Below are 15,527 nucleotides of genomic sequence, written 5' to 3' on the forward strand. Positions count from 1 at the left end.
ATATTATTGAGGCTATCCATAGCGATTTGATCATCTGAAAGACAATCCTCAATTAGATCATATTTTTACTTAGATTGGTATTAGCCTATTAACCTGAAAGCAGCGGCCTGTCACGCCGGGGGACGCGCTGATGTTCGGTATGGAAGCCCCGCCCGCTCCGCCACTTATTAAGAAAACCTATCGGTAACGGCAGGTTTTTTTGTTATATATCGCCCCCAAGAATCCTGCGGCCTCTAGGTCGCGGCACTGGCCGTGCGCGTTGAGTCCCATCCGCTCCGCTACTTATTAAGAAGCCTCGTGAGAAATGACGGGGCTTTCTTGTATCTGACGCTCCTGACAGTGCTGCGCATTTTTCTCGGGCCGGAATGCCAGCACAGCCTAGGCGTGCCTGTTAACTCAATCAACTACCTGTAAAGAGCCTTTCAGATCAAGCGCTATGCCGCTTTATATAAAAACTTATAGGTAATGATGCTTGGATGATAATAGATATAAAAAAACAGCCTCAAAAGAGGCTGTTTTTTTAGTGTACTGATGTTGAACTGTATAGCTAGAGCAGCGCGCGGACAGCTGCAAGGTCTGTCGCTACTATGATTCCCGCATTCTGCATGTCGGCACAAGCTTGCTCTGTGGTATCGGGAGCAATCCCGCGGCAAGCTGAAAGGTTAACAATGACTTTAAAATTTCCTGTTTGTTGCAGTTGTAAGGCGGTTGTTTTCACACAATAGTCTGTCGCCAAGCCGCCGACAAGAATAGTGGTTACCTTTTGGCTATCAAGCCATTCGATCAGCCCAGTACTTAGTCTCTCTTCAAGATCATGAAAGCAGGCACCATAAGGGTGAAGATCAGGCTCGATCCCTTTCCAGATAACATGATCGTAATCGGTGACGGCAGGTAATCCTGGGATCGTTTTAAATCCAGGTGTACCTGGGACTGCATGGGCTACCCAGGTTAGGTTTGCATTGGGGTGAGGTAACGGTTGAAGCATTTTATCATGGCTATCAACAACCCATACCGCCTGAGGAGGGTGCGCATCTTTCGTTAATATCCGTAGGTCTGCCAGCTCTGCCTGGGCATTGAGCGCGGGAGCGATTTGATCGCCTTCTGGTACTGGCAGCTCATCAGGACAAAGAGGGCTGAAAGTACGTTGCGGATCTACATCAATAGCGGCGATAGTCATGCGCATTTCCTCTACAGGTCTACAGGATTTGATTAAGAATGTGATCAGCTTTTATTCTGCGGATCCGCTTAATCAACTTCCTTACTGGAGCAGGGTAGGTCTCGACTTTCTCGATAAATTTATAGCTGCCTACAAGCTGAGTATGGCTCAGAATACAGTCGAGCTCTTTTTGCTTCTGCTCGGCTAATAGCTGACTCTTGTCATGCACCAAGATGGCATTCTCAAGATCTAACTTCCAAGCCCTTGGGTTGAGGTTATTGCCTGTGATTAGCATATAGCTGCGGTCAACCCAGATCCCTTTCAGGTGGAAACTGTTGTCATTGTGCTTCCAGAGGTGGATAGCTAGCTGGCGACGAGCAATAGCCCCTTCATTCTGCTTGGCAAAGTTTCGCAGGTTCACTTCATAGAGGTAAGGTAGGCCTGCAATCGTCTTGAACGGCTCGCTAGGTGGAATGTAAAAGTCATTCGCTGTTTTATCACCAACAACAATGGTTACTTTTACGCCTCGTCGGATTGCACGTTTTACTTCGCGACTAATGAGACGCGGGAAATTAAAGTAAGGCGTACAAATGGTCAGCTCTTTCTGCGCACTAGCAATCAGGGTGCAGATATGCTGATTCAGTTTGTTTTTCCGCTTTCCGAGGCCAATCAGAGGTGTTAGGCCGACCTGATCGCTACCTACGGACTCAGGGGCAAAAGAATAACTCGCACGTTGTAATTGGTTGCGAAGATCTTTGATTGCACCTTTCAATGCCTTGGTTTCAGGACGAATTGCCTGGCTCAAGCAATTTACAGCATCGCTGTCTGCTAACGTTTCCTTAATGAGCTTCGCCATACTGTCGGCCAGATGAGCATTCTGTATGACGTGGTATCGGTCGTAACGGTAACGCTGATGCTGTGCAAGGTAGACATCATTAAGGCTGGCACCGCTATAGATAACCTTGTCATCGATCACAAAGCCTTTCAGATGCAAAACACCAAAGACTTCCCTGTTACGCACCGGAACACCCAGTACATCAATTTGATGCTCATAGTTTTCTGCGAACTCGCGGTATAGTGCAGCATTTCCATCTGATTTAGCGGCACCAATAAGCCCTCGCTGAGCGCGATGCCAGTCGACCAGTACCTTAATATCCAAGTCAGGGTTTGCCTGCTTGGCCTCATACAGTGCTGTTAGAATGCCTCGTCCAGCATCATCGTCTTGCAGGTAGAGAGCTACCAGATAAATACGCTGCTTAGCCTGAGTGATTTCTTGGTGAAGACGTTCGCGGAAAGATCCTGCATCTAGAAGTGTCTCTAAATCTTCCGGTTTGTGTGCAATACATGGCAATTGCTCAATGCGCTGCCTGTTAGCAATAGCTGAATCCATTATCGCCTCGTTTACGCGACCTATTAAAGATAAATCTGTTAATTTAGAGCGGAATTATACCAGAAAATTCCCTGATTCTATCAATACCATTATTGGCTTGTGTCACGGATAGGTTGAATAACTGTAAATTAGGGTTGATAGCGCATTGCAACCAGCTTCTTTCCACTTTGCCGGTAGCGCCGGAGACGACTCAATAGCGGCTCGGGGAGTTCGCTCTCGGGGAGTGCGATAAAGTTTGCCCCCTGGTATAGCGTCTCTAGATGAGCAAAGGCAAAACAATAACAGGGTGTCTCTATAAGTTGCTGATAACAGCCTGTTAGTAGCTGTTTGGTTAAACCCATACCACGTTGTTCTGGGTGTACCAACATACCGGTGAGTAACTGATAGTTGTCAAATTGCTTGAATCTGACACAGCAGATGATACTGCTGTTATCCTCTCCCACCCAGATAACTTCATCTTTTTTGGCTTTCCCTGCTGGGTAGTAAGATTTATAGAAACGATTGATCAACGGAAAACGGAGGGGTTCTAGTGGGTGGAATCTAAGCTTGCTCATGGGAAAACACTGCGTTGTCAGGATGAATCAGTTAAAATGCGGCCAATAGTATAAATGGTATGGTTCGATAATAGCATGAAAGTTTTGCAAGAAAGGTCGTTGGCACCTTTTCACACCTTTGGCATAGAGGTCGCAGCTGAACACATTGTAGTTGCGGAGACGGCAGAGGATTTGGTCGACATTTGGCAGCATGAACAATATCGGACTTTACCTAAGTTGATTGTCGGACAGGGAAGCAATTTACTGTTCTGTGAAAACTATGCCGGTGTCATCGTGTTGAACCGTATATCGGGTATCGACATTACGGAAACGACAGACAACTATCAGCTGCATGTCGGCGCCGGTGAAGACTGGCACCAGCTGGTATGCACAACCATTGAAAACAATATGCCCGGCTTGGAAAACCTGGCGTTAATTCCCGGGTGTGTTGGTTCATCCCCTATCCAGAATATTGGTGCCTATGGTGTAGAGCTAAAAGATATCTGCCAGTACGTGGATGTGGTTGAGCTGGAAACCGGCAAGTTTTCCCGGTTGTCGGCAGCCGACTGCCAGTTTGGATATCGTGACTCAATTTTCAAGCATGGATTGAAAGACAGTCATGCCATCATTGCGGTTGGTCTGGTACTGCCGAAAGAATGGCTGCCGAATTTAGGCTACGGTCCGCTGGCAAAGTTCGATCCCGATGCCGTATCGGCCAAAGACATATATGACGAAGTGTGCCGAATTCGTCAAGAAAAGCTGCCAGATCCAGCAGTACTCGGCAATGCCGGAAGTTTCTTCAAAAACCCTGTAGTTGACAGTGAGAAACGAGATGCACTATTGCAGGTGTATCCTCATATGCCGAGTTATGACATGGGAAATAGGTGTTACAAACTGGCCGCAGGTTGGCTGATAGATCAGTGCGGCCTGAAAGGCTATGAGGTTGGCGGCGCGAAGGTACACGAGCAGCAAGCGCTGGTGTTGGTAAACCATGGGCAGGCGACAGCCCGGGATGTCATTGAGCTGGCGAATGATATAGTTGTAACGGTGGACAGGACGTTTGGTGTCACCCTAGAGCATGAAGTACGCTTTATGGCTGCCAGTCAAGAGACAAAACTGGCGGAGATGATGTCATGATAGATCATGCTACACGTTTGGCGTTAGTCGCTATGTTATCGGATGGACGATTCCATTCCGGTGAGGCGCTGGGAGAGTCGCTTGGGATATCTCGTGCGGCGATAAGCAAGCATATTAAAACGCTGCAAAGCTGGGGATTGGATATCTACCGGGTCCAGGGTAAAGGCTATAGTCTGGCATCAAAATTGGAACTGCTTGATTGCGATAAACTTTTAGCTCAGGTAAAGTGCTCAAGCTTAGATCTCATCCCTGTGATTGACTCAACCAACCAATTCCTGCTTGATCGGGTTGGTCAGCTACCCCAAGGCGCTGTCTGCCTGGCGGAGTATCAGGAGTCTGGCCGTGGCCGGCGAGGAAGGCAGTGGCTTTCTCCGTTTGGTAGTAACTTATACCTTTCTATGTATTGGCGCCTTGATGCCGGTATGGCTGCTGCTATGGGGTTAAGCCTTGTTGTCGGAGTGGCGATTGCCGAAGCTCTGCAATCTATCGGGGCAGAGGATATCAAAGTCAAGTGGCCCAACGATCTGTATTACCAAGATAGGAAGCTGGCTGGAATTCTTGTCGAAATGACAGGCAAGGCCGGAGAAGCTGCCCACCTGGTGATTGGGATGGGGCTGAATGTTGCGATGACAGAGCAGGAAGGATCGGATATCGGCCAGGCGTGGACCAATTTGACGCAGGCTTGCAGCCACCTTCCGGAGCGAAACCAGCTGGCAGCAACGCTGATCCGGCGTTTGTACGAAACGCTTGAGCATTACGAGAATGTTGGCCTGGATGGCTTCATTGAGCGTTGGAATCGATTAGATAACTTTTTGGATCGCCCTGTGAAATTATTAATTGGTGAGCGTGTGGTAGAAGGAATAGCCCGCGGAATTAATAGTCAGGGGGCGTTATTACTGGAAACCGAACAAGGTATTACGCCTTACGTCGGTGGTGAAATCAGCCTTAGAGGTTGTTAATGCAATTATTAATTGAAGCGGGCAACACCTATGTCAAGGTTGCCCAACTATTTGACGATGGCAATTTCGAGCTATTAGGACGATATCCAAGCCGTAAGCTGGAAATGGTGCTAGAGCCGCTGTTAGAGAAGGAAGTTAACAGAATCGTCTTTGCCAGTGTTGGCCCGGTGGAGGTCGATAACTCCATCCAGCGTATAGCCCAGTTGGCCAATATTCCGGTAATGCAGGTAAAAACGCTGCGTAAAGATTTTGGCGTAAAGAATGCCTATGCCGAGTACCAATATCTGGGCGTCGATCGCTGGTTGACCTTGGTGGCTATTCGGCAGGAATTTAAAAGGCCAACCGTGATTGTCGATATCGGCACGGCGCTAACCTTTGATGTGCTGTCCGAAGACGGCAAGCATCAGGGCGGCTGGATAGCGCCAGGCTACCAGCTCATGATGAAGTCGGTATTGGAAAATACCACCAAGGTTTTTTCGGATCGCGAGCACAGTGAAACAATCAGCTTTGCTGACAATACCGCTGACGGCCTGAAAAATGGCTGCCGGGCAGCACTGCTGGGGCTGATTGAATATGGTCTGGGGCAAGCCCGCGATAAACTGAAGGCCGAGCCTGAAGTGATCCTATGCGGTGGAGGCGTTCGTCATTTACCTGTGTCTTGGTCAAAACACTACCGACACCGTTCAGATTTGGTACTGGAAGGTCTTGCTTTGTATGCAAAATGCCGATGATGGCTAAAATTACAACGCTTGATAGAAAAAACTGAAAAAAAAATAATATAGGTATTGCAAGGGCTGGGATCATTCTCTAGAATGCGCAGCACTTAAGCCGACTTAGCTCAGTAGGTAGAGCAACTGACTTGTAATCAGTAGGTCACCAGTTCGATTCCGGTAGTCGGCACCAGTTTCTTTGCAACACCCCTGGAGGGGTTCCCGAGTGGCCAAAGGGATCAGACTGTAAATCTGACGGCTCTGCCTTCGATGGTTCGAATCCATCTCCCTCCACCATTTTCAAATGATTGAATAGCTCTACGAGTTACGAGTTTTGCGGGCATCGTATAATGGCTATTACCTCAGCCTTCCAAGCTGATGATGCGGGTTCGATTCCCGCTGCCCGCTCCACACTTTTGTGTGCTGATATAGCTCAGTCGGTAGAGCGCACCCTTGGTAAGGGTGAGGTCGGCGGTTCAAATCCGCCTATCAGCACCACTCCCTCTCCAAGTCACTTCAATCCTTTTGATATATACTCTACAAACCCATGATTGGTTGTGTGGTCGTAATGCCACCAAATGCCGTGCCTAGAGGGACTATCCATGTCTAAAGAAAAATTTGAACGTACAAAACCGCACGTTAACGTTGGTACTATCGGCCACGTTGACCACGGTAAAACTACTCTAACAGCTGCTATCTGTACTACTCTGTCAAAAGTATACGGTGGTGAGGCTAAAGACTTCGCATCTATCGATAACGCTCCAGAAGAGCGCGAGCGTGGTATCACAATCTCTACTTCTCACGTAGAGTACGATACTCCAACTCGTCACTACGCACACGTAGACTGCCCAGGACACGCCGATTACGTTAAAAACATGATCACTGGTGCTGCACAGATGGACGGTGGTATCCTGGTTGTTGCTGCAACTGACGGTCCAATGCCTCAGACTCGTGAGCACATCCTACTAGGCCGTCAGGTTGGTATCCCATACATCATCGTGTTCATGAACAAGTGTGACATGGTTGATGACGAAGAACTACTAGAGCTAGTAGAAATGGAAGTTCGTGAACTTCTATCTGAGTACGAATTCCCAGGTGACGACTGCCCAGTAATCATGGGTTCTGCTCTTGGCGCGCTAAACGGCGAGAAAGAGTGGGAAGACAAGATCGTTGAGCTAGCTGAAGCACTAGACAACTACATCCCAGAGCCAGAGCGTGCGATCGACCGTCCGTTCATCCTACCTATCGAAGATGTATTCTCAATCCAGGGCCGTGGTACTGTTGTAACTGGTCGTGTTGAGCAGGGTATCATCACTGTAGGTGACGAAGTAGAAATCATCGGTATCAAAGAGACCACTACAACAACTTGTACTGGTGTTGAGATGTTCCGTAAGCTTCTTGACGAAGGCCGTGCTGGTGAGAACGTTGGTGTTCTACTGCGTGGTACTAAGCGTGACGAAGTTGAGCGTGGTCAGGTTCTTGCTAAGCCAGGTTCTATCACTCCGCACACTACTTTTGAGTCAGAAGTATACGTTCTGTCTAAAGACGAAGGCGGCCGTCACACGCCATTCTTCAAAGGCTACCGTCCACAGTTCTACTTCCGTACAACTGACGTAACTGGTACTATCGAGCTACCAGAAGGCGTTGAAATGGTAATGCCTGGTGACAACATTAAAATGGTTGTTACTCTAATCGCTCCTATCGCGATGGACGAAGGTCTACGCTTTGCGATCCGTGAAGGCGGTCGTACAGTAGGTGCTGGTGTTGTTGCTAAGATCGTTGAATAATATTTGACGACAAGGCACCAAAAAGGGCATCATTTGATGCCCTTTTTCTGCGTTCGATTTTTGGTCAGGTTGTTTTTTGGTCAGGAACGTAGAGTAAAAGTTTATTGAGATGAAGTTTTTTCTATGTAATTAAGGCGTTAGCGCTTTCCTTCATTTATGGCCTCGCACTTGCGGGGTTATTTTCGTCTATATTGAGACTAGTTACAGGTTGGTTGTATGAAAGCGAATGCCGAAAACCAAAGCAGCTCTAGCAGTATGGATGGCCTAAAATGGGTCGCTGTATTTGCTTTGCTAGCTGCCGCTGTGGTTGGTAATTACCTGTACAGTGATGTTTCTGTAGTGTTGCGCGCCTCGGCCGTTGTAGTTCTTGTAGCTGCAGCTGGTGGTCTTGCCGCACTTACAGCAAAAGGTAAAACCGCGATTACGTTTGCCCGCGAATCGCGCATGGAAGTCCGCAAGGTAGTATGGCCTACTCGTCAGGAAGCTACGCAGACAACCTTTATCGTTTTAGCTGTCACTGTCATTATGGCGTTAGCCTTGTGGGGTATCGACGGCATCATGGTCCGTCTAGTCCGCCTAGTTACCGGTGTGTGAGGTAAGAGTTCATGAGCGAAGCTCCAAAAAAACGATGGTATGTAGTACAGGCCTTTTCAGGTTTTGAAGGTCGTGTAGCGCAATCACTACGTGAGCATATCAAGATGCATAGCATGGAAGACTACTTTGATGAGGTACTTGTACCGACCGAGGAAGTAGTTGAGATGCGTGCAGGTCAGCGCCGTAAGAGTGAACGTAAGTTCTTTCCAGGCTATGTGCTTGTACAGATGGTGATGAACGATGAGACATGGCATCTGGTACGTAGTATCCCTCGTGTAATGGGGTTCATCGGCGGCACTTCAGACCGTCCAGCTCCTATCTCTGATAAAGAGGCGGATGCCATTCTTAACCGTCTTCAGCAGGCAAGTGAATCACCAGTTCACAAAACTGTCTTTGAGCCGGGTGAAGTTGTACGTGTTACCGACGGGCCTTTTGCAGACTTTAACGGCGTTGTAGAAGAAGTTGACTACGACAAGAGCCGCGTGAAGGTTTCTGTATCGATCTTCGGCCGTGCAACACCGGTTGAGCTTGAGTTCGGTCAGGTTGAAAAAAGCTGATCAATAATTAATCAGCTGTTATTGTCAGGGGCGTGAAATTGGACTATAATTTCGCGCCCTTTCGTTAGACGGGGAGTCTGTTCTTTTACGAATAGACGTTCGAACCCAAATTTAGGTATATAGCAATGGCTAAAAAAGTAGAAGCGTACATCAAGCTGCAGGTAGCAGCTGGTGCAGCAAACCCTAGTCCACCGGTTGGTCCAGCTCTTGGTCAGCACGGTGTGAACATCATGGAATTCTGTAAAGCGTTCAACGCTAAGACTGACTCAATCGAGAAAGGTCTTCCAATTCCTGTTGTTATCACAGTATACAACGACCGTTCTTTCACGTTCGTTACTAAGACTCCACCTGCAGCAGTTCTTCTGAAGAAAGCAGCAGGCGTTAAGTCTGGTTCTGGCCGTCCTAACACTGAGAAAGTTGGTACTGTTACTGACGCTCAGGTTCAGGAAATCGCTGAAACTAAAGCGGCTGATATGACTGGTGCTGACATCGAAGCTATGAAGCGTTCGATTGCAGGTACTGCTCGTTCAATGGGCCTAGTGGTAGAGGGTTAAGACAATGGCAAAACTGACTAAACGCATGCGCGTTATCCGTGACAAAGTTGACGTAACTAAAGAGTACGAAATCAACGAAGCTGTTGCTCTTCTTAAAGAACTAGCTACTGCTAAATTTACTGAAAGTGTTGACGTTGCTGTTAACCTTGGCATCGATGCACGTAAATCAGACCAAAACGTTCGTGGCGCAACTGTGCTACCACACGGTACTGGTCGTGATATCCGTGTTGCTGTTTTCACTCAAGGTGCAAACGCAGAAGCTGCTAAAGAAGCAGGCGCTGACCTAGTAGGTATGGAAGAGCTTGCTGACCAGGTTAAGAAAGGCGAAATGAACTTCGACGTAGTTATCGCATCTCCAGATGCAATGCGCGTTGTAGGTCAGCTTGGTACTATCCTTGGTCCACGCGGTCTGATGCCAAACCCTAAAGTTGGTACTGTAACTCCTAACGTTGCTGAAGCGGTTAAGAACGCTAAAGCTGGCCAGGTTCGTTACCGTAACGACAAGAACGGCATCATCCACACTACTATCGGTAAAGTGGATTTTGACGCAGCAAACCTTAAAGAGAACCTAGAAGCACTTCTAGTGGCTCTGAAGAAAGCTAAGCCTTCTTCTGCTAAAGGTACTTTCATCAAGAAAGTTAGCATCTCCACCACTATGGGTGCAGGTGTAGCGCTAGACCAGAACTCTCTGGAAACTAACGCACAATAATTTGCAGAACTGCCAGGTTAGTGTATAATCTGGCGTTCACAAATTCATGGCTGAGGCTAATTGCTTGTTAATTAGCCTTCGTCCAAGACCGTAGGCGTTCTTAGGAACTTAATACTACCTACGTAGACGGTGCCAGAACATGATTGATGTAAATCTGTCTTGGATCTGCGCCGTAAAGACTCTCCTGTCATACCGGCAGTGAGTGGTGTAATGACTGGGGTAACCCAGCTAAATCCAGGAGCTAATCCAATGGCATTAAATCTTCAAGACAAAAAAGCAATTGTTGCTGAAGTCAACGAAGCTGCCAATGGTGCCCTGTCTGCAGTTGTTGCTGACTCTCGTGGCGTTGCAGTTGATGCGATGACTTCTCTACGTAAACAAGCTCGTGAAAACGGCGTTTACCTGAAAGTTGTTCGTAACACACTAGCACGCCGTGCAGTTGAAGGTACTGACTTCGAGTGTCTACAAGACACTTTCGTTGGTCCTACACTGATCGGTTTCTCTAACGAGCACCCAGGTGCTGCAGCGCGTCTTTTCAAAGACTTCGCTAAAGAGAACAAAGATTTCGAGATCAAAGCAGCCGCATTCGAAGGCGCTGTTGCTGACGCAGAAATTCTTGCGACACTACCAACTTACGACGAAGCGATTGCACGCCTAATGATGTGCATGAAAGAAGCTTCAGCTGGCAAGCTGGTACGTACTATCGCAGCTCTACGCGATCAGAAAGAAGAAGCAGCGGCTTAATTGCCCTGGTTTCTCACTGGTTGCTATTTAAACTAATTGTTGATTTCAAAGAGAATTGTTATGTCTATCACTAACGAGCAAATCCTAGACGCAGTTGCAGAAATGTCTGTAATGCAAGTTGTTGAGCTTATCGAAGCTATGGAAGAAAAATTCGGTGTTTCTGCTGCAGCTGCAGTAGTAGCAGGCGGCGCAGCAGGCGGTGAAGCTGCTGAAGAGCAAACTGAATTTGACGTAATCCTAACTTCTGCTGGTTCTCAGAAAGTTCAGGTTATCAAAGCAGTACGCGGCGCAACTGGCCTAGGTCTGAAAGAAGCTAAAGGTCTTGTAGACGGCGCTCCAGCACCTCTGAAAGAAGGTGTTGACAAAGCTGAAGCTGAAGCTCTTAAAGCTCAGCTAGAAGAAGCTGGTGCTTCTGTTGAAATTAAGTAATTATTACTTAATTTCTTAGCCTGAAAAGGCTAATGGCTGGTGGCTAATTGCCACCGGCCTTTTTGCGCTGTAGGGTAGTGGTGTTTTTCACATTGTTTTGCAACCACTAACTGTGCAAAAAACAGCTCCTTTTTGAAGCTGTTCCTACAATAAACAGTGTTATTAGTCACTGCTCCTCGTTTTGAGCAGTTTGGATCACTTATCAGCGATCTGAGGAACCTATGGTTTACTCTTATACCGAGAAAAAGCGTATCCGTAAGGATTTTGGTAAGCGTCCACAAGTGTTGGACATACCATACTTGCTGTCGATCCAGCTTGAGTCTTTCAAAAAGTTCATCGAGCAGGATCCGGAAGGGCACTACGGATTAGAAGCTGCCTTTCGTTCTGTTTTTCCGATTCAGAGCTATAACGGCAATTCCGAGCTGCAATACGTTAGCTATCGTCTCGGTGAGCCGGTCTTCGATGTTAAAGAATGTCAGATTCGTGGCGTAACATACTCTGCACCGTTGCGTGTAAAGCTACGTCTTGTCATGTATGACAAAGATGCGCCAGCTGGCACCGTAAAAGACATCAAAGAACAAGAAGTTTACATGGGCGAGATTCCGCTCATGACTGATAACGGTACATTCGTTATTAACGGTACCGAGAGGGTTATCGTATCCCAGCTGCACCGTAGCCCGGGTGTCTTCTTCGACAGCGATAAGGGTAAAACCCACTCCTCAGGTAAAGTGCTTTATAACGCACGCGTAATCCCATACCGTGGTTCATGGTTGGATTTCGAATTTGATCCTAAGGATAACGTATTCGTACGTATCGACCGTCGTCGTAAGCTTCCAGCTTCAATTATTCTTCGTGCGCTAGGTTACACAACCGAGCAAATCCTTGACATGTTCTTCGAGAAAGTAAACTTCGAAGTTCAAGGTAAGTCTCTGGTTATGGAACTTGTGCCTGACCGTCTGCGTGGCGAAACTGCAAGCTTCAACATCGAAGCGAACGGTAAGCTATATGTAGAGCAAGGCCGCCGAATCACAGCCCGTCATATTCGCCAGCTTGGCAAAGACGGTGTTGACCACATTGAAGTCCCTGTTGAATACATCGTGGGTAAAATCGCATCACGTGATTACGTGAACGAGGAAACCGGCGAGCTAATCGCAGCAGCTAACCAAGAACTAAGCCTAGAGACTCTGGCTCTGCTTTCACAAGCAGGTCACAAGTCACTGGAAGTTCTGTTCACCAATGACCTGGATTACGGTCCGTACATGTCTGACACCATCCGTGTCGACAGCACGACTGACCGCCTGAGTGCGCTAGTAGAAATCTACCGCATGATGCGTCCTGGTGAGCCGCCAACACGTGAAGCAGCAGAGCAGCTATTCGAAAGCCTGTTCTTCTCAGAAGATCGTTACGATCTATCTGCTGTTGGTCGTATGAAGTTCAACAGCTCTCTTCTGCGTGAAGAGACAACGGGTGCGGGTACCCTTGATCACTCTGACATCATTGACGTGATGCGCAAACTGATCGACATCCGTAACGGCCGTGGTGAAGTTGATGATATCGACCACCTTGGTAACCGTCGTATCCGTTCTGTTGGCGAAATGGCTGAAAACCAGTTCCGTGTTGGTCTAGTTCGTGTAGAGCGTGCAGTTAAGGAACGTCTAAGTCTAGGCGATCTTGATGCTGTGATGCCTCAGGACCTAATCAATGCGAAGCCAATTTCTGCGGCAGTTAAAGAGTTCTTTGGCTCTTCTCAGCTGTCTCAGTTTATGGACCAGAACAACCCACTGTCAGAAGTTACTCACAAACGTCGTATTTCGGCGCTTGGTCCAGGTGGTCTGACTCGTGAGCGTGCTGGCTTTGAAGTTCGAGATGTTCACGCGACCCACTACGGTCGTCTATGTCCTATCGAAACGCCAGAAGGTCCAAACATCGGTCTGATCAACTCACTGTCGGCATTTGCCCAGTGTAATGCTTACGGTTTCCTGGAAACGCCATACCGTAAAGTAATCGACGGCAAGGTAACCGAAGAAATCGACTTCCTGTCTGCGATTGAAGAAGGCCAGTATGTTATCGCTCAGGCGAACGCCGCGCTTAATGAAGACGGTTCTTTCGCTGACGAACTGATCACTGCACGTCAGAAAGGTGAATCAGGCCTGCACCCACGCGACCATGTTCAGTACATGGACGTTGCAACCAACCAGGTTGTATCGGTGGCGGCATCTCTGATCCCGTTCCTAGAGCACGATGATGCGAACCGTGCCCTTATGGGTGCGAACATGCAGCGTCAGGCTGTTCCGACACTGCGCGCAGACAAGCCGCTAGTTGGTACAGGTATCGAGCGTAACGTAGCCGTTGACTCCGGTGTAACTGCCGTTGCCAAACGTGGCGGACAAGTACAGTCAGTAGATGCATCTCGTATCGTTATCAAAGTTAACGAAGACGAGCTGGTACCAGGCGAAGCGGGTATCGACATCTACAACCTGACTAAGTACACCCGTTCTAACCAGAACACATGTATCAACCAGCGTCCAACTGTGATGCCGGGTGAGCCTGTGGCTCGTGGCGATGTGCTTGCTGATGGTCCTTCAACCGACCTGGGTGAGCTAGCGCTTGGTCAGAACATGCGTATCGCGTTCATGCCTTGGAACGGTTACAACTTCGAGGATTCCATCCTAGTCTCTGAGCGTGTTGTACAGGAAGATCGCCTGACAACTATCCACATCCAAGAGCTATCTTGTGTGGCGCGTGATACTAAGCTGGGTGCTGAAGAAATCACTGCTGATATCCCTAACGTGGGTGAAGCGGCGCTTTCTAAGCTGGATGAGTCAGGTATCGTTTACATTGGTGCTGAAGTGAAGGGTGGCGACATCCTGGTTGGTAAAGTGACGCCTAAGGGCGAAACTCAGCTAACACCTGAAGAGAAGCTACTACGTGCTATCTTCGGCGAAAAAGCATCTGATGTGAAAGACTCTTCACTACGTGTACCGAACTCTGTGTCTGGTACGATCATCGACGTTCAGGTATTTACCCGCGATGGCGTAGAAAAAGACAAGCGTGCGCTTGAAATTGAAGAGATGCAGCTGAAAGAAGCGAAGAAAGATATCACGGAAGAATTCCAGATCCTTGAGGGTGGTCTTCTTGCACGTGTTCGTACGCTTCTGCTTTCTGCCGGTTACAGTGAAGACAAGATTGCTTCAATGGACCGCGAAAGACTGTTTGCACAGACACTTGATGACGAAGCACAGCAAAACCAGCTGGAGCAGCTTGCAGAGCAGTATGATGAACTGAAAGCTGAGTTCGATAAGAAGTTTGAAACCAAGCGTCGTAAGATCACACAGGGTGATGACCTAGCGCCGGGCGTACTTAAGATTGTTAAAGTATACCTAGCGGTTAAGCGTCGTATCCAGCCTGGTGATAAGATGGCGGGTCGTCACGGTAACAAGGGTGTAATCTCTAAGATCAACCCTGTTGAAGACATGCCGTACGATGAGAAAGGTCAGACAGTCGATATCGTACTGAACCCACTGGGTGTACCATCTCGTATGAACATCGGTCAGATCCTCGAGACTCACCTGGGTCTTGCAGCGAAAGGTATCGGTGACAAGATCAACGAGATGCTGAAGCAGCAGCAAGAACTTCACAAGTTCCGTGAATTCCTGCAGAAGGTCTACGATCTGGGCGATACGCGCCAGAAAGTGGATATCGCTGCTCTATCTGACGACGAAGTACGTACGTTGATTAAGAACCTACGTAACGGTCTACCGATTGCAACGCCTGTATTTGATGGTGCGCCTGAAGCATCAATCAAAGAGCTGTTGAAACTGGGTGATCTGCCTGAGTCTGGTCAGCTGAAACTGTTTGACGGTCGTACCGGTGACATGTTTGAGCGTCCTGTAACCGTTGGTTACATGTACATGCTGAAACTGAACCACTTGGTTGATGACAAGATGCATGCCCGTTCTACCGGTTCTTATAGCCTTGTTACTCAGCAGCCGCTGGGTGGTAAAGCACAGTTCGGTGGTCAGCGTTTCGGTGAGATGGAAGTATGGGCGCTGGAAGCATACGGCGCAGCTTACACTCTACAGGAAATGCTAACTGTTAAGTCGGATGACGTTAACGGCCGTACGAAGATGTATAAGAACATCGTCGATGGCGACCATCGTATGGAACCTGGTATGCCGGAATCCTTCAACGTATTGTTGAAAGAAATCCGCTCGTTGGGTATCAACATCGAGCTGGAAGACGAATAAGCCTAGGCTAGTTACCTATAC

General features: G+C 48.1%; 14 protein-coding genes and 4 tRNA genes. 15 read left to right on the top strand and 3 right to left on the bottom strand.

Annotated features, from left to right (window positions below; translation table 11 throughout):
* Positions 1 to 547: 547 nt before the first annotated feature.
* The 3 genes from BIT28_RS10320 to BIT28_RS10330 form a co-directional block, all read right to left on the bottom strand.
* Positions 548 to 1,177 carry a nicotinamidase gene (locus BIT28_RS10320; RefSeq protein ID WP_075763480.1) on the bottom strand — a complete coding sequence of 210 codons (630 nt, stop codon included), beginning with the start codon at positions 1,175 to 1,177 and terminating at the stop codon, positions 548 to 550.
* Between the two features lie 19 nt (positions 1,178 to 1,196).
* The gene (gene pssA, locus BIT28_RS10325) at positions 1,197 to 2,546 is read right to left on the bottom strand and encodes a CDP-diacylglycerol--serine O-phosphatidyltransferase (RefSeq protein ID WP_075763481.1); all 1,350 of its coding nucleotides are present in this window, start codon (positions 2,544 to 2,546) and stop codon (positions 1,197 to 1,199) included.
* 128 nt (positions 2,547 to 2,674) lie between these two features.
* A complete protein-coding gene (locus tag BIT28_RS10330; protein ID WP_075763482.1) occupies positions 2,675 to 3,100 on the bottom strand; it encodes a GNAT family N-acetyltransferase in 426 nt (141 codons plus the stop codon).
* Between the two features lie 75 nt (positions 3,101 to 3,175).
* On the opposite strand from BIT28_RS10330, the gene murB reads away from it, so the two are divergent.
* From murB to rpoB, 15 genes are all read left to right on the top strand, one after another.
* A complete protein-coding gene (murB, locus tag BIT28_RS10335) occupies positions 3,176 to 4,216 on the top strand; it encodes a UDP-N-acetylmuramate dehydrogenase (protein WP_075763509.1) in 1,041 nt (346 codons plus the stop codon).
* On the top strand, positions 4,213 to 5,175 hold the full coding sequence (birA, locus tag BIT28_RS10340; protein WP_075763483.1) for a bifunctional biotin--[acetyl-CoA-carboxylase] ligase/biotin operon repressor BirA: 963 nt from the start codon (positions 4,213 to 4,215) through the stop codon (positions 5,173 to 5,175). The genes murB and birA overlap by 4 nt, the downstream gene beginning before the upstream one ends.
* The gene (locus BIT28_RS10345; RefSeq protein ID WP_075763484.1) at positions 5,175 to 5,906 is read left to right on the top strand and encodes a type III pantothenate kinase; all 732 of its coding nucleotides are present in this window, start codon (positions 5,175 to 5,177) and stop codon (positions 5,904 to 5,906) included. Before birA ends, BIT28_RS10345 begins: the two co-directional genes overlap by 1 nt.
* A 96-nt stretch (positions 5,907 to 6,002) precedes the next feature.
* Positions 6,003 to 6,078: transfer RNA gene (locus tag BIT28_RS10350), tRNA-Thr, on the top strand.
* Between the two features lie 19 nt (positions 6,079 to 6,097).
* Positions 6,098 to 6,182: transfer RNA gene (locus BIT28_RS10355), tRNA-Tyr, on the top strand.
* Between the two features lie 39 nt (positions 6,183 to 6,221).
* Positions 6,222 to 6,296 (top strand) — tRNA-Gly (locus BIT28_RS10360).
* An 11-nt stretch (positions 6,297 to 6,307) separates the two neighbouring features.
* Positions 6,308 to 6,383 (top strand) — tRNA-Thr (locus BIT28_RS10365).
* 104 nt (positions 6,384 to 6,487) lie between these two features.
* Positions 6,488 to 7,672, top strand: a complete 1,185-nt coding sequence (tuf, locus tag BIT28_RS10370; protein ID WP_075763485.1) for an elongation factor Tu — start codon at positions 6,488 to 6,490, stop codon at positions 7,670 to 7,672.
* A gap of 216 nt (positions 7,673 to 7,888) precedes the next feature.
* Entirely contained in the window at positions 7,889 to 8,266 is a 378-nt protein-coding gene (gene secE / locus BIT28_RS10375) for a preprotein translocase subunit SecE (protein WP_075763486.1), read from the top strand.
* 11 nt (positions 8,267 to 8,277) lie between these two features.
* Positions 8,278 to 8,823: a transcription termination/antitermination protein NusG gene (gene nusG, locus BIT28_RS10380; protein WP_075763487.1), complete on the top strand. Its 546-nt coding sequence runs from the start codon at positions 8,278 to 8,280 to the stop codon at positions 8,821 to 8,823.
* Positions 8,824 to 8,948: 125 nt separating this feature from the next.
* Positions 8,949 to 9,377, top strand: coding sequence for a 50S ribosomal protein L11 (rplK, locus tag BIT28_RS10385; protein ID WP_075763488.1), 429 nt, complete (start codon positions 8,949 to 8,951; stop codon positions 9,375 to 9,377).
* Between the two features lie 4 nt (positions 9,378 to 9,381).
* Positions 9,382 to 10,086 (top strand): 50S ribosomal protein L1, encoded by a 705-nt coding sequence (gene rplA, locus BIT28_RS10390; RefSeq protein WP_075763489.1) that lies wholly within the window; start codon positions 9,382 to 9,384, stop codon positions 10,084 to 10,086.
* A gap of 249 nt (positions 10,087 to 10,335) precedes the next feature.
* Positions 10,336 to 10,830, top strand: coding sequence for a 50S ribosomal protein L10 (rplJ, locus tag BIT28_RS10395; RefSeq protein WP_075763490.1), 495 nt, complete (start codon positions 10,336 to 10,338; stop codon positions 10,828 to 10,830).
* 60 nt (positions 10,831 to 10,890) lie between these two features.
* Positions 10,891 to 11,259: a 50S ribosomal protein L7/L12 gene (gene rplL, locus BIT28_RS10400; protein WP_075763491.1), complete on the top strand. Its 369-nt coding sequence runs from the start codon at positions 10,891 to 10,893 to the stop codon at positions 11,257 to 11,259.
* Positions 11,260 to 11,480: 221 nt separating this feature from the next.
* Positions 11,481 to 15,506: a DNA-directed RNA polymerase subunit beta gene (gene rpoB / locus BIT28_RS10405; RefSeq protein ID WP_075763492.1), complete on the top strand. Its 4,026-nt coding sequence runs from the start codon at positions 11,481 to 11,483 to the stop codon at positions 15,504 to 15,506.
* Positions 15,507 to 15,527: the final 21 nt, after the last annotated feature.

Source organism: Photobacterium proteolyticum (assembly GCF_001939735.1).
In the GTDB taxonomy this organism is placed as follows: domain Bacteria; phylum Pseudomonadota; class Gammaproteobacteria; order Enterobacterales; family Vibrionaceae; genus Photobacterium; species Photobacterium proteolyticum.

Excerpts from the sequence above, each read along its gene's own strand:
- BIT28_RS10320 (WP_075763480.1), bottom strand. The coding sequence starts at position 1,177 with ATGACTATCGCCGCTATTGATGTAGATCCGCAACGTACTTTCAGCCCT.
- pssA (WP_075763481.1), bottom strand. The coding sequence starts at position 2,546 with ATGGATTCAGCTATTGCTAACAGGCAGCGCATTGAGCAATTGCCATGT.
- BIT28_RS10330 (WP_075763482.1), bottom strand. The coding sequence starts at position 3,100 with ATGAGCAAGCTTAGATTCCACCCACTAGAACCCCTCCGTTTTCCGTTG.
- murB (WP_075763509.1), top strand. The coding sequence starts at position 3,176 with ATGAAAGTTTTGCAAGAAAGGTCGTTGGCACCTTTTCACACCTTTGGC.
- birA (WP_075763483.1), top strand. The coding sequence starts at position 4,213 with ATGATAGATCATGCTACACGTTTGGCGTTAGTCGCTATGTTATCGGAT.
- BIT28_RS10345 (WP_075763484.1), top strand. The coding sequence starts at position 5,175 with ATGCAATTATTAATTGAAGCGGGCAACACCTATGTCAAGGTTGCCCAA.
- tuf (WP_075763485.1), top strand. The coding sequence starts at position 6,488 with ATGTCTAAAGAAAAATTTGAACGTACAAAACCGCACGTTAACGTTGGT.
- secE (WP_075763486.1), top strand. The coding sequence starts at position 7,889 with ATGAAAGCGAATGCCGAAAACCAAAGCAGCTCTAGCAGTATGGATGGC.
- nusG (WP_075763487.1), top strand. The coding sequence starts at position 8,278 with ATGAGCGAAGCTCCAAAAAAACGATGGTATGTAGTACAGGCCTTTTCA.
- rplK (WP_075763488.1), top strand. The coding sequence starts at position 8,949 with ATGGCTAAAAAAGTAGAAGCGTACATCAAGCTGCAGGTAGCAGCTGGT.
- rplA (WP_075763489.1), top strand. The coding sequence starts at position 9,382 with ATGGCAAAACTGACTAAACGCATGCGCGTTATCCGTGACAAAGTTGAC.
- rplJ (WP_075763490.1), top strand. The coding sequence starts at position 10,336 with ATGGCATTAAATCTTCAAGACAAAAAAGCAATTGTTGCTGAAGTCAAC.
- rplL (WP_075763491.1), top strand. The coding sequence starts at position 10,891 with ATGTCTATCACTAACGAGCAAATCCTAGACGCAGTTGCAGAAATGTCT.
- rpoB (WP_075763492.1), top strand. The coding sequence starts at position 11,481 with ATGGTTTACTCTTATACCGAGAAAAAGCGTATCCGTAAGGATTTTGGT.